This window comes from Citrobacter sp. LJND-P06, assembly GCF_058188415.1.
Genome location: NZ_CP187317.1, coordinates 3,398,460 through 3,417,144 on the forward strand (window position 1 = coordinate 3,398,460; position 18,685 = coordinate 3,417,144).

At 52.4% G+C, this 18,685-nt stretch carries 16 protein-coding genes and 1 other annotated feature; of the genes, 8 read left to right on the forward strand and 8 right to left on the reverse strand.

All coding sequences use genetic code 11. The features are described 5' to 3' along the window. Entirely contained in the window at positions 1-687 is a 687-nt protein-coding gene (locus ACO7SM_RS16175; RefSeq protein ID WP_490468377.1) for a GntR family transcriptional regulator, read from the forward strand. 171 nt (positions 688-858) lie between these two features. Here the strand turns inward: ACO7SM_RS16175 and htpG are convergent, their stop codons facing one another. The 6 genes from htpG to ACO7SM_RS16205 all read right to left on the reverse strand — a co-directional run bounded on the left by htpG (position 859) and on the right by ACO7SM_RS16205 (position 7,051). Further along, the gene (htpG, locus tag ACO7SM_RS16180) at positions 859-2,733 is read right to left on the reverse strand and encodes a molecular chaperone HtpG (RefSeq protein ID WP_490468378.1); all 1,875 of its coding nucleotides are present in this window, start codon (positions 2,731-2,733) and stop codon (positions 859-861) included. A 111-nt stretch (positions 2,734-2,844) separates the two neighbouring features. Continuing rightward, on the reverse strand, positions 2,845-3,450 hold the full coding sequence (gene recR / locus ACO7SM_RS16185) for a recombination mediator RecR (RefSeq protein ID WP_490468379.1): 606 nt from the start codon (positions 3,448-3,450) through the stop codon (positions 2,845-2,847). Continuing rightward, positions 3,450-3,779 (reverse strand): YbaB/EbfC family nucleoid-associated protein, encoded by a 330-nt coding sequence (locus ACO7SM_RS16190; RefSeq protein ID WP_003021764.1) that lies wholly within the window; start codon positions 3,777-3,779, stop codon positions 3,450-3,452. The genes recR and ACO7SM_RS16190 overlap by 1 nt, the downstream gene beginning before the upstream one ends. A gap of 53 nt (positions 3,780-3,832) precedes the next feature. Continuing rightward, positions 3,833-5,761 carry a DNA polymerase III subunit gamma/tau gene (gene dnaX / locus ACO7SM_RS16195; protein WP_490468380.1) on the reverse strand — a complete coding sequence of 643 codons (1,929 nt, stop codon included), beginning with the start codon at positions 5,759-5,761 and terminating at the stop codon, positions 3,833-3,835. Then, positions 4,436-4,500: a sequence feature (DnaX frameshifting element), on the reverse strand. It overlaps the preceding gene by 65 nt. Positions 5,762-5,970: 209 nt before the next feature. Then, a complete protein-coding gene (gene apt, locus ACO7SM_RS16200) occupies positions 5,971-6,522 on the reverse strand; it encodes an adenine phosphoribosyltransferase (RefSeq protein ID WP_490468381.1) in 552 nt (183 codons plus the stop codon). A gap of 151 nt (positions 6,523-6,673) precedes the next feature. Then, complete coding sequence (locus ACO7SM_RS16205; RefSeq protein ID WP_490468382.1) at positions 6,674-7,051, reverse strand: DUF454 family protein; 378 nt, start codon at positions 7,049-7,051, stop codon at positions 6,674-6,676. Between the two features lie 69 nt (positions 7,052-7,120). Here ACO7SM_RS16205 and priC point away from each other — a divergent pair, with 69 nt between their 5' ends. From priC to ACO7SM_RS16220, 3 genes are all read left to right on the forward strand, one after another. Next, positions 7,121-7,648, forward strand: coding sequence for a primosomal replication protein N'' (priC, locus tag ACO7SM_RS16210; protein ID WP_490468383.1), 528 nt, complete (start codon positions 7,121-7,123; stop codon positions 7,646-7,648). A gap of 14 nt (positions 7,649-7,662) precedes the next feature. Continuing rightward, entirely contained in the window at positions 7,663-7,830 is a 168-nt protein-coding gene (gene rsmS, locus ACO7SM_RS16215) for a pleiotropic regulatory protein RsmS (protein ID WP_490468384.1), read from the forward strand. A gap of 69 nt (positions 7,831-7,899) precedes the next feature. Then, the gene (locus tag ACO7SM_RS16220; RefSeq protein WP_490468385.1) at positions 7,900-8,835 is read left to right on the forward strand and encodes an Rpn family recombination-promoting nuclease/putative transposase; all 936 of its coding nucleotides are present in this window, start codon (positions 7,900-7,902) and stop codon (positions 8,833-8,835) included. Between the two features lie 39 nt (positions 8,836-8,874). Here ACO7SM_RS16220 and mscK read toward each other — a convergent pair whose 3' ends face one another. Together mscK and acrR are read right to left on the reverse strand one after the other, a co-directional pair. Beyond that, positions 8,875-12,237 carry a mechanosensitive channel MscK gene (gene mscK, locus ACO7SM_RS16225; protein WP_490468386.1) on the reverse strand — a complete coding sequence of 1,121 codons (3,363 nt, stop codon included), beginning with the start codon at positions 12,235-12,237 and terminating at the stop codon, positions 8,875-8,877. A gap of 120 nt (positions 12,238-12,357) precedes the next feature. Then, positions 12,358-13,011, reverse strand: a complete 654-nt coding sequence (acrR, locus tag ACO7SM_RS16230; RefSeq protein WP_490468387.1) for a multidrug efflux transporter transcriptional repressor AcrR — start codon at positions 13,009-13,011, stop codon at positions 12,358-12,360. Between the two features lie 139 nt (positions 13,012-13,150). On the opposite strand from acrR, the gene acrA reads away from it, so the two are divergent. The 4 genes from acrA to hha all read left to right on the forward strand — a co-directional run bounded on the left by acrA (position 13,151) and on the right by hha (position 18,638). After that, complete coding sequence (gene acrA, locus ACO7SM_RS16235; protein ID WP_490468388.1) at positions 13,151-14,344, forward strand: multidrug efflux RND transporter periplasmic adaptor subunit AcrA; 1,194 nt, start codon at positions 13,151-13,153, stop codon at positions 14,342-14,344. 22 nt (positions 14,345-14,366) lie between these two features. Then, positions 14,367-17,516, forward strand: a complete 3,150-nt coding sequence (gene acrB / locus ACO7SM_RS16240; protein ID WP_490468389.1) for an efflux RND transporter permease AcrB — start codon at positions 14,367-14,369, stop codon at positions 17,514-17,516. Positions 17,517-18,017: 501 nt separating this feature from the next. Beyond that, positions 18,018-18,392, forward strand: coding sequence for an Hha toxicity modulator TomB (tomB, locus tag ACO7SM_RS16245; RefSeq protein WP_012133514.1), 375 nt, complete (start codon positions 18,018-18,020; stop codon positions 18,390-18,392). 27 nt (positions 18,393-18,419) lie between these two features. After that, positions 18,420-18,638, forward strand: a complete 219-nt coding sequence (gene hha / locus ACO7SM_RS16250) for a hemolysin expression-modulating protein Hha (protein WP_002892050.1) — start codon at positions 18,420-18,422, stop codon at positions 18,636-18,638. The last annotated feature ends 47 nt before the right edge of the window (positions 18,639-18,685 follow it).

The following is an 18,685-nucleotide window of genomic DNA, read 5'->3' on the forward strand; positions in this document are numbered from 1 at the left end:
ATGAAGTATCTTGATATCTATCTGTTGTTAAGAGAGAAAATCCTTAAAGGTGAATACGCAGCCGGTGAACCGGTAGAAGGTGAACATGCCCTCGCAGAGCGCTACGGCGTCAGCCGCCCCACCATTCAGAAAGCCGTTGCGCGCCTGAAAAGGGAATCGTTCGTCCATACCCGACAAGGTTCAGGGATCTTCGTTAATCCACCCGAGTTTTACCAGGACAACAACGTCATCACGCTGTCGGAACGTATTCACCGGGATCAAACACTGGATAACGTGGTGCTCAGTTATGATATCCAGTCGACCTTTACTGAAGTCGCGGCGCTGTTTGACTTACCGCCAGGGACCGCGTTGATTCACTATCGCCGAATGCGGATCATCAACCAACAGCCCACCATCATTGAAGAAACCTGGATGCCCCAGGCGTTATTCCCTGACTTTACGCAGGAAAACTGCCGCCAGTCCGTGCTTCACTACATTGAGCAAACCTGTGGTTACGCCATCAGCCACGACGTCAAAATATGGTCGGGAAAAATACTCAACGCAGATGAGGCCTGGCTTTTACGGTTACCGGAAGGGCAAGTGAGTCTGTGCATCACCCACAAGGTCTATTTGCAAAGCGGTGAACTGGCGCAGTACACGCAGGAAACGCTGGCGACAAATAGCGTGACGACGGTGTCGATGCGCTAAAGCGCAAATAAGTGTGAGATGCCTGTGCCGGGGGGCGGCTTCGCCTTACACCGGCCTACGGACTTTCCGGTTTTGTAGACTGGGCAAGTGCAGTGCAGCCGGTAATGAACCGCCATAAAAAAGGGCAACGTGCGTTGCCCTTTTGTGGTGATGCTCAGTGCCTTGTAAAAATTACGACACCAGCAACTGGTTCATACGACGGATGAACTGGTTAGGATCTTCCAGCGTGCCGCGTTCGGCGAACAGCGCCTGATCCAGCAACAATTCAACCCACTCTTTGAACTGCGCTTCATCCTGGGTATCTGCCGTACGTTTCACCAGTACGTGATCCGGGTTGAGTTCAAAGATGTATTTCACCTCTGGTACCGCCTGGCCCGCAGCAGCGAACAGTTTCGCCATCTGGGTGCTCATTTCGTCGGCATCGGTGGTCACGATGGCTGGCGTATCCGTCAGACGGTGCGTCAGACGCACTTCTTTAACGCGATCGCCCAGCAGAGTTTTCACGCGCTCAACGAACGGGGTCAGCGCTTTTTCCGCTTCTTTCGCACTTTCGTCCACGTCATCCGCCAGCTTATCGATGGACTCGTCTGCTTTGGCAACAGACTGGAACTGTTTGCCATCGAACTCGGTCAGGTAGTTCATCATCCACTCATCAATGCGGTCAGAAAGCAGCAGTACTTCGATGCCTTTCTTACGCAGCAGTTCCAGATGCGGGCTGCTCTTCGCCGCCGCATAGCTGTCCGCGGTGATGTAGTAAATCTTCTCCTGCCCTTCTTTCATCCGGGAGATGTACTCTTCCAGTGAAACGGTCTGCGCGGAAGAGTCGGTGTGCGTAGAGGCGAAACGCATCAGTTTGGCGATCGTTTCCTGGTTAGCGTTGTCTTCCGCCGGGCCTTCTTTCAGCACCAGACCGAACTGCTTCCAGAATGTCTGGTATTTTTCCGCGTCGTCTTTCGCCAGTTTGTCCAGCATCTGCAATACGCGTTTGGTCAGCGCGCTGCGCAGATTGCGGGTTACCGTGCTGTCCTGCAGAATTTCACGGGAAACGTTCAGCGGCAGATCGTTGGAGTCTATCAGACCACGGACGAAGCGCAGGTAGTTCGGCATGAACTGCTCAGCGTCATCCATAATAAACACGCGCTGAACGTACAGTTTCAGGCCGTGTTTGTGATCGCGGTTCCACATATCCCACGGCGCCTGAGACGGGATGTACAGCAGGCTGGTGTACTCCTGCTTTCCTTCCACGCGGTTGTGGCTCCAGGTCAGCGGGTCAGTGAAGTCGTGAGCAATGTGCTTATAGAATTCGTTGTATTCGTCGTCTTTAATGTCAGACTTGTTACGCGTCCACAACGCCTGCGCTTTGTTGATTTTTTCCCAGGAAACCACGGTTTCACCGTCTTTCTCTTCCTGTTTTTCAATCTCTACCGGCAGTGCGATATGGTCGGAATATTTGCTGATGATAGAGCGTACACGCCAGTCATCGAGGAACTCGTCTTCCCCTTCACGCAGGTGCAGGGTGATTTCCGTTCCGCGATCCGCTTTCGTGATATCGGCAACCGTGTATTCGCCTTCACCGGCAGATTCCCAGAACACGCCATTTTCCGGCTTGTCACCCGCCGCACGGGTGCGTACGGTCACTTTATCGGCGACGATAAACGCGGAGTAGAAACCAACCCCGAACTGACCGATAAGCTGGCTGTCTTTCGCCTGATCGGAGCCCATGGATTCGAGGAAGGACTTGGTGCCGGACTTCGCGATGGTACCCAGATGATCGATAACATCGTCACGGTTCATCCCCACGCCGTTATCGGCAATGGTCAACGTACGCTTATCTTTATCGAAGGAGACACGCACACGCAGCTCACCGTCGCCTTCATACAGGTCAGGGTTAGACAGCGCGCGAAAACGCAGCTTGTCTGCCGCATCCGAGGCGTTAGAGATAAGCTCACGCAGGAAGATTTCTTTATTGGAATACAGAGAATGGATCATCAGGTGCAGAAGCTGTTTTACTTCTGACTGAAAACCACGGGTTTCTTGTCCTTTCATGTAGATCTACCTCAACAATGCCATTTTTAATGGTAAAAAACACGTTGAGAGGGAAATGGGGACGAAGAGAAAAGATTTCAAGCGGAGGCCGCGGGGACGACCTCCGTTTGTTCAGAATTTAATCTTATGACGCCCGGCAAGAGAGTGCGACAGCGTAGTGCCATCAACCATCTCCAGCTCACCGCCGACCGGTACGCCATGGGCGATACGGCTGGCTTCAACGTCATATTGCGCGCAAAGCTCGGCAATATAGTTTGCCGTGGCTTCCCCTTCGACCGTTGGGTTGGTCGCGAGGATCACTTCACTGAGTTGCTCGGCTGCCAGTCGCTGCTCCAGACGATCAAGACCGATATCATCCGGGCCAATACCGTCCAGCGGCGACAAATGCCCCATCAGCACGAAGTAACGCCCGGAAAACTGCCCGGTTTGCTCAATGGCGTAGATGTCCGCAGGACTCTCTACGATACAAATTTGACCGTTCTCCTGACGACGCGGATTCGAACAGATGTTACATACGTCCTGCTCGGTGAAGGTGCGGCAATCGGCACAGTGGCCGATCTCCGACATCGCCTTCGTCAGCGCCTGCGCCAGGCGCATCCCCCCGCTGCGATCGCGTTGCAATAACGTGAACGCCATACGCTGCGCAGACTTCGGGCCAACGCCCGGCAGACAACGCAGCGCTTCCATCAGCTGAGTTAACAGCGGGCTGGTTTGCATCAGAACGGCATCTTAAAGCCTGGTGGCAGTTGCATGCCGGAGGAGACGGATGCCATTTTCTCTTTCTGGGTTTCTTCAATGCGACGTGCCGCATCGTTGAATGCCGCAGCAACCAAATCTTCCAGCATCTCTTTGTCGTCTTCCAGCAGGCTTGGATCGATCTCCACGCGACGGCAGTTATGCGCGCCGTTGATGGTCACTTTCACAAGGCCAGCACCCGATTCGCCAGTCACTTCCAGCTTGGCGACTTCTTCCTGCATCTGCTGCATTTTTTCTTGCATCTGCTGGGCCTGTTTCATCAGGTTACCCAGACCGCCTTTACCAAACATAGGCTTCTCTCTCAATCACGTTAAGGGATGACGACCATAAGCACAGCTTACGATCAAATGGGGCGGATACTCTCTTCATCCAGATCTGCGTCGAAGAAACGGCGCAACGTCTGAATGTTATTATCCGCAATAATCGACTCACGCGCCTGCGCGAGTTTCTCTTCATAAATTGCCTGACGCCACTCCAGCGGCGTTCGCACCGCAGGATTATCGTCTTCAACGATGGTCAGTTCAACCGGTGAGCCCGTTAAGGCACTTAACGCCTCGGCTAACTTTTGCTGCGCGCCGCTGGAATTGAGGTGTCGCTGCGTAGAACGCAGGTGCAAACACACGACATTGCCGTTTTCCTCTTTCCACGCGTTTAACGCGACCTGCTCCACCAGTTTTGGCAGTGAAAGCTGGCTCACCTGTGCAGCCCACGGGTCGCGCTCAATCGCTTCCGCCGCCAGCTTGGCCGCCAGCTCCGGCGTTTTTTCATGCTCCAGCGCTTTTTTCAGCGCTTTCGGCGTGGCGACCGCCTCTTTCACTTCAACAACCGGATTGGTTGTCTTCCAGCGATAAGCTTCTTTCTTCGCGGGCGCTTTTTCCAGCGCAGAGACTGCCGGGCGCGCCTGAACTCGTTCAGACACGGAGGCCAGTCTTTCCAGCGCAGCATTATTCACCGGCCGCGCGCGGGTAGCGGCTGCCGGTTCACTCTTTTTTGCTTTGGTTGCTCCCTGAGCACGCTGTAGCTGATTACGCGCCGCCAGTACCTGACTGGTAGATTCTGGCAGTGGGGCCGCAGGTGCCTGATACGCAGGCGCAGCGTGTTGTGGCACCGGAGTCGGGGTCACGGCTGCGGTTGGGGCGACCGGCGCAAAAGCAGGTTGCGAAACCTCTGGCTCCGGGAGCGGCATACGCGGGTGGAACGCCAGCGCACGCAGTAGCGTCATTTCAACGCCCATTCGCCTGTCCGGCGCATAAGGCAGCTCTTTACGACCGATCAAGAGCGTTTGATAGTAGAGCTGAATGTCGGTTGGCGGCACGACCCGTGCCAGTTCACGCATGCGCTGTTCAATGGCCGCCATGTCGCTACCGAGCGCCGCAGGCGAAAGCTGTACCATCGCAATACGGTGCAGCAGTCCCAACATTTCAACCAACAGCGCTTCCCATTCAATACCCCGCGCGGCCGCCTCATTGACCAGCGACATCACTCGTTCGCCGTTGGCTTCCACCACGGCTTCAACAAGCGAAAGCGCCTGGTCATCGTCCAGCGTTCCGAGCATCGCGCTCACCGCCTGAGTGGAAACCAGACCGTCGCCGCTGGCGATCGCCTGGTCCGTCAGACTCAACGCATCGCGCAAACTGCCGTCCGCCGCGCGGGACAACAATTGCAGCGCACGCGGTTCATGGCTGATGTGCTCTTCGTTGAGAATATGCTCAAGCTGATGGCGGATTTGATCGACATCCAGCGCTTTGAGATGAAATTGCAGACAGCGCGAGAGGATCGTCACTGGCAGCTTCTGCGGATCGGTGGTCGCCAGCAGAAACTTCACATGGGCGGGCGGTTCTTCAAGGGTTTTGAGCAGCGCGTTAAAGCTGTGGCGCGACAGCATGTGCACTTCATCGATCAGGTAAACCTTGAAACGACCACGCGCGGGCGCGTACTGGACGTTATCCAGCAGGTCACGGGTGTCTTCAACTTTGGTGCGCGACGCGGCATCGATCTCAATCAGATCGACAAAACGCCCCTGTTCGATTTCACGGCAGTTATCACACACGCCGCAGGGGGTGGCGGTAATGCCGGTTTCACAATTCAGCCCTTTCGCCAGCAAACGGGCGATAGAGGTTTTCCCGACGCCACGGGTGCCGGAAAAAAGATAAGCATGATGAATACGCCCTAACGACAAGCCGTTCGCCAGTGCGGTCAGCACATGTTCCTGGCCGACGACGTCAGCAAAGGTTTGTGGGCGCCATTTTCGGGCTAAGACCTGATAACTCATTGGCAGGCTCTGAAACGCTGGAAGGTGGATTCACGAAGGGGTAATGCTAACACAACCTCGCAGATACAGCGAGGTTGACAGGTAATATTCAGGCGTTATCGTTGCAGCCAGTTTGGTTACGGACAGCGCGCAGAAACCGGAGCGTACATGCAGTACGTGAGGATTTTGAGCACTGCCCGGGGCCAAAATGGCAAATAAGATAGCCTGAATCAGTGTCCCGGGAAAGGCACCAGGCTATAGCACGTCAGACCCTGTTTTTCCAGGCGCTGCTCGCCGCCGAGATCGAACAGATTGATGATGAACGCCGCATCTGTCACTTCACCGCCCAGACGACGGATCAGTTTTACGGTCGCTTCAATGGTTCCACCCGTTGCCAGCAGATCATCAACCACCAGAACTTTGTCGCCCGGTTCGATGGCATCGACATGAATTTCAAGCTGATCGGTACCGTACTCCAGTTCATAGCTCTCAGCGATCGTTTCACGTGGCAATTTACGTGGTTTACGCACGGGAACAAAGCCGACGTTCAGGCCCAGTGCTACCGGCGCGCCAAACAGGAAGCCACGCGCTTCAGTGCCGACGACTTTGGTGATGCCCGCATCTTTGTATCGCTCAACCAGCAATTCAATGCTAAGCGCGTACGCTTTCGGGTCTTCCAGTAAGCTGGTGACATCACGGAAAAGAATGCCCGGTTTTGGGTAGTCGTGAATGCTTTTGATGCTATTTTTAAGAAACTCAAGCTGCTGTGCAGTCGCGGTCATGGATGTATGCCTGCTAAGAACGGTGTTACTCACGGCGCAATCATATCAGGTCAAGGTAACGATTGTTTAACCTTTGACCGCCTGCGCCTGTGCTCGAAAACGGTCGAATTTACTGGCTGTTGGCAACAATTGCAACAGCGATTATGGTGCTTCAGTGCTTTTGTTGCTTTTCATCAAGCACCGGGATCCGCCACAGAAAAATCAGCAGACAGCTTAAAATTGCCAGTAACAGGATCCGTACCCACATCATATTGACCAGCCAAAGAGAAACACCGAAGGTAATCAAAATAAGGATGATCGCCCGAGGTTTGGCACCAGGAGGCATCGCGTGATGCTGTTGCCAATAACGAAGGTATCCGCCAAACCACGAACGATAGAGTAACCAGTCGTGAAAGCGTGGCGATGAACGGGCGAAGCACCAGGCCGCCAGCAAGATAAAAGGCGTGGTGGGCAACAGCGGCAGTACAACACCCAATGTCCCCAACACTACCGCCAGCCAGCCAATAATGATTAAAATAATACGTTGCATAATAAAAGTATCTGGAACACCTGAATGCTACTTTAGCATAACGGTTATCATTTTCATCGGAGTGTTAAATTGAAAACCGACATGCTGTTACAGAAGCTGGAAGAGCAACTCATTGACCTGCGCCAGCGTTGCGCGCCACAGGCATTGCATGCAACGCTCAGTCCTCGCTTTGACCGTCAGCTTTTTCATACGCGCAGCACATTGCTACAGGCCTGTCTGGAGGAAGCCGGGGAAAACCTGACCGCCCTGCGCCATGCCGTTGAAAAGCAGCAGTTGCCCCAAATCGCCTGGCTTGCTGAGCATCTTGCCTCCCAGATGGAAGCGATCTCTCGTGAAACCGCCTCGTGGTCACTCCGGGAATGGGACAGTGGCTCTCCTGCACTTGCTCGTTGGCAACGCAAACGGGTTCAGCACCAGCAATTTGAACGCCGTCTGCTGGAAATGACCCAGGAGCGTAAAGCCCTGCTCGCCAGGGCAACCCGCCTGGATGAACAACAGAGATTGCATCGTGAAGTCGAAGCCTATGAGGCCCGACTGGCACGCTGTCGCCACGCGCTGGAAAAAATAGAAAACGTTCTGGCACGTTTAACCCGCTAACACCTGGAGACGCTATGTCGCTTGAAAATGCCCCTGATGAGGTCAAACTGGCCGTTGATTTGATTGCCTTGCTTGAAGAAAACCAGTTGCCTGTGCGAACGGTGCTAGGCGCGCTGGAGATTGTAAAGCGTGATTATGAAAACAAATTAAAACGTGTGGAAGACACCTCGCAAACGCATTAATTGCCCTCTGGTCTGCCGCTATCGTTGATGCCAGACTCGCCGGCATATGACGACATTGGCGGACAGAACATGGAACGACTCCCCACCACGCCGCACGATGCGGTCTTTCGGCAAATGCTGACACAAAAAGATATAGCCCGGGATTTTTTACGGATCCATTTGCCGAAAATGTTTCTCAACATCTGCAATCTGGACTCCTTAACGCTGGAATCAGGGAGCTTTATTGAAGACAATTTGCGTACCAGTTATTCCGATATCCTCTACTCCCTGCAAACAAAAGATGGGCCCGGTTACGTTTATGCGCTGATCGAACACCAGAGCAAACCCGATAAACTGATGGCTTTTCGCCTGATGCGCTATGCAATTGCCGCCATGCAACATCATCTCGACTCTGGTCATAAAACCCTACCGCTGGTTGTTCCCATCCTGTTTAACCATGGCACGGAAAGCCCCTGGCCCTTCAGTCTCAACTGGCATCACCTGTTCAGTGACCCCGACCTGGCGACGGCACTTTACAGTCACGAATTTACACTGGTAGACCTGACCATAATCCCCGATAATCAGATCCTGTCGCATCAACGGATCGCGATGCTGGAACTCCTGCAAAAACATATTCGTCACCGGGATCTGAGCGAATTGCTGGATCAATTAATCACTCTCCTGACACAGGAGAATCTGACGACAGCGCAGATCGACGTACTGATGAATTATATGTTGAAGGCTGGAAATACGACGGAACCCGGCGTTCTTATTCGCCAGTTGGCGCAGAGCGCGCCACACTACAAGGAACAGCTAATGACTATCGCTGAATGGCTGGAAGAAAAAGGCAGAGCGGAAGGTGTACAGCAAGGACTTGAGCAGGGGCTTGAACAAGGTGTAGAGGAAGGCCGCCTGGCCGAAGCACGCAGTATTGCTCGCAAAATGCTCGCCAGTGGCCTGGCGCCAGAGTTAATTTCGCAGCTTACCGGGCTTACCCCTAAAGAACTTGTCACGCTCACTCATTAAACACGTTCAGGGCGACTCCCTTGCCGCCCTGAACCGGTTCTAGCGCATCGCTGGCGTCGGATCGTCGCCTTTGATCTCGCGTTTCACTTCTGTCACCTCATCCCCCTTCTCGTTGCGCAGATGCACTTCAAGCTGGTTAAAGGCGATGTCGATGTTGTTTTCACGGCATAAACGATCGATAGCGCGGTTCAGTTCATCTACCGTATGGCTACGATCGCGCAGCTCACGCACATATAAGCGCAGCTCGTGATCCAGCGTGCTGGGGCCAAAGGTGGTAAAGAATACCGCCGGTTCCGGATCGTGCATCACTTTCGGATGTTCCGCCGCTGCCTGCAACAGCACGCTTTTCACTTTGTCCAGATCCGAACCGTAGGCCACGCCAAGGCGGATCACCAGACGCGTGGTGGTATCCGAGAGTGACCAGTTGATCAGACGCTCGGTCACAAACGCTTTGTTCGGGATAATCACTTCTTTACGATCAAAGTCAGTAATGGTGGTGGCGCGAATGCGGATCTTGCTTACCGTTCCAGAGAAGGTTCCAATCGTGACCGTATCCCCAATACGTACCGGGCGTTCAAACAGAATAATCAGACCCGAAACAAAGTTACCGAAGATCTCCTGCAAACCAAAACCAAGACCAACCGACAGGGCCGCGGCCAGCCACTGCAGTTTGTCCCACGAGACGCCGAGCGATCCAAACACCGTCATTGCGCCAATGGCAATGATCGCATAATTGAGGATCGTGGTGATGGTGTAAGACGCCCCCTGGTGCAATTTTAGCCGCGAGAGTACCAGTACTTCCAGTAACCCTGGCAAGTTGCGAATCAGCGCCCAGGCCACCATTGAGGTGATAATGGCAAACAGCAGACTGCCCATGGTGACGTTTTTCACCACCGCGGCACCCGCTTCTGTGCCGTTGTAATGCCAGAGCGTAATGCTATCGAGATAGCTGAACACGGTGATCAAATCAGACCAAATGGCCCAGAACAGCACGCCGAACAGCGCAATCATCAGCAACATGGTGATACGCAGCGTTTGCTGGTTGACCTGTTCAAGCGCAATGGTCGGCTCTTCCTGCGGCTCGGCGCCTTCTGCGCCCTCTTTGACCAGATTCTGACGACGCGCCAGCGCGCGACGCCAGGCAATACGGCGGGCGGCAACGCTCAATCCACGCAATACCGTCTGGTACAGCAGGTTCCAGATAATCACCAGATAGACCGTTTCAATCCAGCGACCAGACAGACGCAGCGTCGTATAGAAATAACCGGTCGCGGTTAAGACCATCAGCGCAATAGGCACGATTGATAACACTGTGATGGTGATCAGTCGCAGCCCGTGCGATTCCTTGTCGCGCCAGCTTTCACGGCACATCGGCCACACCAGGAACGCAATCAACAGCAGGTTCAGGAAAATGACGACCTGGCCCAGCACGTCGTCCATCAGATGCAACGGTGAGAGTTCCGCCACCACTGACCAAAAATTCAGGGGCAGTAGCGCGAGGCTGATACGCACAATCTGGCGGCGCCAGTGGCTGGTCAGTTGTGCTGGCATACCAAAGTGACGTACGGCGACGCCCTCTTTTTCCAGCACTTTCCAGCACAGTCCAAACACCAGCCAGAAAAGCGCCATTTTTTTACTGAACGCCCACAGGAGATCGCTGATGTTAAGCTGCATGGTAAGCAGGATCAGGCCGGCAGCGAGGATAACCAGACACACCGGTAAGGCGCGAATCAGATCGATGAGAATCGCTTTTGGCGTGTTGAGCTGGCTGTCATTACGCAATGACCCCACCGCTACGGCTAATTTCTGCTGGTACGCTTTGAGCCATCCCAGGCGCCAGCGTATCAGTCCGGCAATCAGTAATAAGGGTAATCCCGCCAGAAAAGCAATAAACACCGCAGGCCAGGCCTTTTGCCAGTTGACGGTGATTTTCATCGACTTAAACTGATCTTTCAGCGTCTGTGGGAAGGATTTAATCCAGTCCCAGTCCATCGGGCGGTTACTGTTAACCCAGAAAATTTGCTGGGTGAGGATCTCTTTCAGGTTTTTGGAGACGCTCATTAACTGCTGCTGATTAATCTGCAGGTTAATGGCCATCATCAGTTGGTTGCCGAGCTGTTTGTTCAGCTGATCGAGCAGTTCGCGGCGCATTTCGACCACCTGTACCAGCGCGTCGTGAACTTCATCATTGATCTCATTGGCGTGCCCTTCTTCCAGCTTGGCAACAAAGGCATCGCTCTGAAACAGCGCGTCACGCTGCTGGTTGACTTCAAATTGCTCAAGACGCAAATCCGCAATGCGGTTGGTCATGTCTTTCAATTCGTCGGCTGACGGCAGGGTTTGCTGCTGCTGATAAAGGATACGAGACAACAACAGGCTGCCTTTGAGGACCGCGATTTGTTCCTTAATATTGCGTTCCGATTGCAGCGCGCGGTCAAGCCAGTTTTTGACTTTAATATTTTGCTGCATCAGCGAGTTGCCGTTTTCCGTGGCCGAGATCAGCCGCTGGCTCAACTGGTGGTTGATCTCCAGCTCCTGATTCACCAGCGGATTCGCCTGAATACGCGCCGTCTCATCCGGATTGACCGCTTCTTGCGCCGTTTTCTCCGTCAACGTAAGGCGTTTACTGTTTACAGCTTCCTGTAATAGCTGAAGCTGGTGTTCCAGTCGGTTGCTGTTTGCCGTGACATAATCGCGTTGTTTTTGCAGAGTATCCTGCAAGACCGTATTGCCTTCCAGACTCTTACGCTGCTGATCTATCTGCGCATTAAGCAACACCTGCTGCACCAGGAGCAGCACCTGCTGGCTTGGGCGTAGCGCCGCTTCGCCCACATTGGTGCCATCCAGTCGATTACGAATTTGCTGCAGTTGCTGAGAAGCGGTGTACATCGCATTTTGTACCCGCTCTGGCTGCGTCTGGAGGGAGACGAGCTGGCTGTTATAGGCCGCCAGATCGTTTTGCGCGCTTTGCAAATCATCCAGCAATTGCGCAACGCGCAATTCAAGCTGACGCAATGAGAGTGTGCTTAATGTTTTTCGCGTTTCATCATCATTGTCGACATCGCTCAGTGCATTGAGCGCGTCAGACGCCTGGCGCATTTTTTCCGGAGCCTGCGCCACTTTCTGACGCAACTGAACGGTTTCATCTTTCACCCGCTCAATTTTGTCCAGCGCCTCCAGTGTCTCAAGAAGATCCTGCTGTACCAGTTTGTCCTGCGCAGAGAGGTCTTTTTGTTTGCTCAGCGCGTCTAGCTGGCTTTGCACATCGGCTTTCGTCGGCAAGTCACCATTCGATTGCGCGCGCGCAAATACAGATGACTGGCAGGACAGCAGCAGGATGAAGAAAAAAAAGGTTATAAAAACAAGATGCTGTAAACGTTTATTGAGCTGCAACATAGTCATGAGAATGAAGGTTTCTGAACCGAAAGAACGACCGAAAATAGTCAGGCCGCAAGAATATCACGGCTCTGACAGACAAAATAGCAGGATGGAAAGCGTCCAGGAAAAATCCTGGAAAGGGTCTCAGGGCGTTTCGCCAGATAACGGCATCCGCAGCGTTGGACAAAATTGATACATCTCCAACAGAATAGCGACATAATCGCGCGCCTCCTTTTTCAGGTCAAAAGACTGCGGGGCGAATAACCAGTTTTCCATAATGCCAGAGATATAACTGCGCATTAATATCGCCGCCCGGCGGGTGTTAAGGTTTTCGGGTAACATTTGCGAATTAATACAATTCATTAGCGTTTGTTCAATGCGATCATAGCTTTCCAGACAGATGCTGCGCTGAGCCTGCTGAACGACAACCATCTCCCCAACGAACTCGCATTTATGGAATATAATCTCCATCAGCAGCCGTCGGCGCTCTTCTGTCACAGTGGCTTCAAGAAGATAGACTAGAATTTCTCTTAATACTGATAGTGGATCGTCGGGGAATTTTGCCTGATACTCAATCTCAAGCTCACCAATATTGGATTCTGATAGTTCCCAGATTTCGCTAAATAATTCCGACTTGTTTTTGAAATGCCAATAGATTGCACCGCGCGTGACGCCAGCAGCTTTTGCAATCTCCACGAGCGAGGTGGATGATACACCTTGTTGCGAGAACAACCGCAGAGCTACATCCAGTATGTGTTGTCGTGTTACCAGCGCTTGTTGTTTGGTTTTTCGTGCCATATGTTGGTGAATTTACAGGTGTTAGATTTACATACATTTGTGAATGTATGTACCATAGCATGACGATAATATAAACGCAGTAATGGGTTTATGGGCTAGACCATTGATCAATTTGAAATCGGACACTCGAGGTTTACATATGAACAAAAACAGAGGGTTAACGCCTCTGGCGGTCGTTCTGATGCTCTCAGGCAGCTTAGCGCTAACAGGATGTGACGACAAAGAGGCCCAAAAAGGGGGCCAGCAGAAGCCAGAAGTTGGAGTTGTGACGCTCAAAACTGAACCTCTGCAGATTACGACTGAACTCCCGGGTCGCACCAGCGCTTTCCGTATCGCGGAAGTTCGCCCTCAGGTAAGCGGTATTATCCTGAAGCGCAATTTCACGGAAGGCGGTGACGTCGAAGCAGGTGTGTCTCTCTATCAGATTGATCCTGCGACTTATCAGGCAGCTTACGAAAGTGCAAAAGGTGATTTAGCCAAAGCGCAGGCGGCGGCGAACATCGCACAGCTGACCGTTAAGCGTTACCAGAAACTGTTGGGCACCAAGTACATCAGTCAACAGGATTACGATACCGCGCAGGCGGATGCACAACAGGCGAATGCCGCTGTTGTGGCCGCAAAAGCCGCCGTCGAATCCGCACGTATCAATCTGGCATACACCAAAGTGACCTCGCCTATCAGCGGTCGCATTGGTAAATCGTCTGTCACCGAGGGTGCACTGGTACAGAATGGCCAGGCCACTGCGCTTGCCACCGTCCAGCAACTCGACCCTATCTATGTCGATGTGACACAGTCGAGCAATGATTTCCTGCGTCTGAAGCAAGAGTTGGCGAATGGCACGCTGAAGCAGGAGAACGGGAAAGCTAAAGTCGATCTGGTTACCAACGACGGCATCAAATTCCCGCAATCCGGTACGCTGGAGTTCTCTGACGTGACCGTTGACCAAACCACAGGGTCAATTACGTTACGCGCCATCTTCCCGAACCCTGACCACACCTTGCTGCCAGGCATGTTCGTTCGCGCTCGCCTGGAAGAAGGGACGAATCCAACCGCACTTCTGGTTCCGCAGCAGGGTGTCACTCGTACCCCGCGTGGTGAAGCCAGTGCGTTGGTTGTCGGTGCGGATGACAAAGTGGAAACCCGTCAGATCGTCGCCACTCAGGCGATCGGCGACAAGTGGTTGGTGACTGAAGGTCTTAAGTCGGGCGACCGCGTGATTGTAACTGGGCTGCAAAAAGTGCGTCCTGGCGCGCAGGTAAAAGCACAAGAAGTGACTGCTGATAACGAACAGCAAGCCGCGAGCGGAAGCCAGCCTGAACAGTCTAAGTCTTAACTTAAACAGGAGCCGTTAAGACATGCCTAATTTCTTTATCGATCGCCCTATATTTGCGTGGGTGATCGCCATCATCATCATGTTGGCAGGGGGACTCGCGATCCTCAAGCTGCCGGTAGCGCAATATCCTACGATTGCGCCGCCTGCAGTATCGATATCCGCGACCTATCCTGGCGCGGATGCCAAAACAGTGCAGGACACTGTGACACAGGTTATCGAACAGAACATGAACGGTATCGATAACCTGATGTACATGTCCTCAAACAGTGACTCCACGGGTACCGTGCAGATCATCTTAACCTTCCAGTCTGGTACCGATGCGGATATCGCACAGGTTCAGGTGCAGAACAAACTGCAACTGGCAATGCCGCTACTTCCTCAGGAAGTTCAGCAGCAGGGTGTTAGCGTTGAGAAATCATCCAGTAGCTTCCTGATGGTCGTGGGCGTCATTAACACTGACGGCACCATGACTCAGGAAGATATCTCGGACTACGTCGGCGCCAACATGAAAGATGCCATCAGCCGTACGTCCGGTGTGGGTGACGTTCAGCTGTTCGGTTCTCAGTACGCGATGCGTATCTGGATGGATCCGAACAAACTGAACGACTTCCAGTTGACGCCGGTTGATGTGATTAACGCTATCAAAGCGCAGAACGCCCAGGTTGCTGCCGGTCAGTTGGGTGGTACGCCGCCGGTGAAAGGCCAGCAGCTTAACGCGTCAATTATCGCGCAAACGCGTCTGACTTCCGCCGATGAGTTCAGCAAAATTCTGCTGAAAGTGAATCAGGACGGTTCTCAGGTTCGCCTGCGTGACGTCGCGAAAGTGGAACTGGGCGGTGAGAACTACGACATTATTGCGAAGTTCAACGGTAAACCGGCCTCCGGTCTGGGGATCAAGCTGGCGACCGGCGCAAACGCGCTGGATACCGCTGCGGCGATCCGTGCCGAACTGAAGAAGATGGAGCCGTTCTTCCCATCGGGTCTGAAGATTGTTTACCCGTATGACACCACTCCCTTCGTGAAAATCTCTATTCACGAAGTGGTGAAAACACTGGCGGAAGCTATCATCCTCGTGTTCCTGGTAATGTATCTGTTCCTGCAGAACTTCCGCGCGACGTTGATTCCGACCATTGCAGTTCCGGTGGTTCTGTTGGGTACCTTCGCCATCCTCGCGATATTCGGCTTCTCGATAAACACCCTGACGATGTTCGGGATGGTGCTCGCCATCGGCCTGTTGGTGGATGACGCCATCGTGGTGGTCGAGAACGTTGAACGTGTTATGGCGGAAGAAGGCCTGCCGCCAAAAGAAGCCACGCGTAAGTCCATGAGCCAGATTCAGGGCGCACTGGTCGGTATCGCGATGGTGCTGTCTGCGGTATTTATTCCGATGGCCTTCTTTGGCGGCTCTACCGGTGCAATTTATCGTCAGTTCTCTATCACCATCGTTTCGGCAATGGCCTTGTCGGTACTGGTGGCCTTGATCCTGACGCCAGCCCTGTGTGCCACCATGCTCAAACCTATCGCCAAAGGCGATCACGGCGAAGGCAAGAAAGGCTTCTTCGGCTGGTTTAACCGCATGTTTGATAAGAGTACGCACCATTACACCGACAGCGTAGGCAACATTCTGCGCAGCACCGGTCGTTATCTGCTGCTCTATTTGATCATTGTGGTCGGTATGGCATACCTGTTCGTTCGCCTGCCAAGCTCCTTCTTACCTGATGAAGATCAGGGCGTATTCATGACGATGGCCCAGCTACCGGCGGGTGCGACACAGGAACGTACGCAGAAGGTGCTGGACGAAGTCTCGGACTACTATCTGACCAAAGAAAAAGACAACGTTGAATCGGTCTTTGCCGTTAACGGCTTCGGTTTTGCGGGTCGTGGTCAGAACACCGGTATCGCGTTCGTCTCTCTGAAAGACTGGAACCAACGTCCAGGTAAAGAGAACAAGGTAGAGGCGATTACGGGTCGAGCCATGGGGGCGTTTTCGAAGATTAAAGACGCCATGGTCTTTGCCTTTAACTTGCCTGCGATTGTGGAACTGGGTACAGCGACCGGCTTCGACTTCCAGCTAATTGACCAGGCGGGATTGGGGCACGAGAAACTGACCCAGGCGCGTAACCAACTGTTTGGCGAAGTGGCTAAGCATCCTGATTTGTTGGTTGGCGTTCGTCCTAACGGTCTGGAAGATACGCCGCAATTCAAGATCGACATCGATCAGGAAAAAGCACAGGCGCTTGGTGTTTCTATCAGTGACATTAATACAACGCTTGGCGCAGCATGGGGCGGAAGCTACGTAAACGACTTTATCGACCGCGGTCGTGTGAAGAAAGTTTACGTCATGTCTGAAGCCAAATACCGTATGTTGCCGGAAGATATTGGTAACTGGTATGTGCGTGGTAGCAATGGGCAGATGGTACCGTTCTCCGCCTTCTCCACTTCTCGCTGGGAATACGGTTCACCGCGTCTGGAACGCTATAACGGCCTGCCTTCAATGGAAATTCTCGGCCAGGCGGCAGAAGGTAAGAGTACCGGTGAAGCCATGGCGATGATGGAGCAACTGGCAAGCAAACTGCCATCCGGTATTGGTTATGACTGGACAGGTATGTCTTATCAGGAACGCTTGTCAGGCAACCAGGCCCCTGCCCTGTATGCAATTTCACTGATTGTCGTGTTCTTGTGTCTGGCAGCACTGTACGAGAGCTGGTCAATTCCGTTCTCCGTCATGCTGGTGGTTCCGCTGGGTGTTATCGGTGCCTTGCTTGCCGCTACCTTCCGCGGCCTGACCAACGACGTTTACTTCCAGGTAGGCCTGTTGACAACCATTGGGTTGTCGGCGAAGAACGCGATATTGATCGTCGAATTCGCCAAAGACTTAATGGATAAAGAAGGTAAAGGTCTGATTGAGGCAACGCTGGACGCCGTTCGTATGCGTTTACGCCCAATTCTGATGACGTCTCTGGCGTTTATCCTGGGGGTTATGCCGCTGGTCATCAGCTCCGGTGCAGGTTCCGGCGCACAGAACGCCGTTGGTACAGGGGTAATGGGCGGGATGGTTACTGCAACCGTTCTGGCAATCTTCTTCGTGCCGGTCTTCTTTGTGGTGGTTCGCCGCCGCTTTAGCCGCAAGAATGAAGACATTGAACATAGCCATTCGGTAGAGAATCACTAATTCATCCTCTTAACAAAGGCCGCGCAAGCGGCCTTTTTATTGGATAAAATTCATAAAAAACGCTTATTGTCAGTTCATTTATTTTATCCAGGATAAATAAGGCATATAATCCATGGATTACCAAAGGCTATTCCTGAACAGTTTGGTAATTTCTTATATTCTCATTAATTAAGAAATATTGAGACTATTCCTGGTAGTTTCTACGTTACGACAAGCAGTTAGCGCAGGTTTTGCCGTTCATAGGGGATAACGTCATGAATTGCAAACGTAATAAAGATTTTTCCTCATTCCGCGCCAGCGCATATGTCTGCTAAAATGGGTAAAATTGGCTACAGTGACCTAATTCGCCCTAATTGTAATTTTTCGTAATATGACGATGAAATCTTTTTTAGAGTGGATTATAGTTAAATCATCAGGAGATGAGGGTAAGTTCCAGGTCAGTAAGTTGTATCCATCCCGAAGGTGTTCGGTTAGTTCAAGCCACTAAGAAGGGGATGCGTTATGGATGAATACTCACCCAAAAGACATGATATCGCACAGCTTAAGTTTCTCTGTGAAACCCTGTATCATGACTGCCTTGCAAACCTTGAAGAAAGTAACCATGGCTGGGTTAACGACCCAACATCGGCGATCAATCTCCAGCTTAATGAGCTGATAGAGCATATTGCAACCTTCGCACTTAATTATAAAATTAAGTACAATGAGGACAATAAGCTGATTGCGCAGATAGATGAATATCTGGACGACACGTTTATGTTGTTCAGCAGTTATGGCATTAATGCGCAGGATCTTCAGAAATGGCGAAAATCGGGCAACCGTCTGTTTCGCTGTTTTGTGAACGCCACCAGGGCTAATCCTGTTAGTTTGTCTTGTTAAAAACTATTACAATCATAGGTAAGATTTATGTCCGATAAACCATTAACTAAAACTGATTATTTGATGCGCTTGCGACGCTGTCAGACTATTGACACGCTTGAACGTGTTATTGAGAAAAATAAATATGAATTATCTGACAATGAATTGGCTGTATTTTACTCAGCAGCAGACCACCGCCTCGCAGAATTGACGATGAATAAGCTTTACGACAAGATCCCCACCTCGGTCTGGAAATTTATTCGTTAATTGGTTAAGCATTTTTCAGGGAAGATACGCGTGCAGCCAGACAGGCT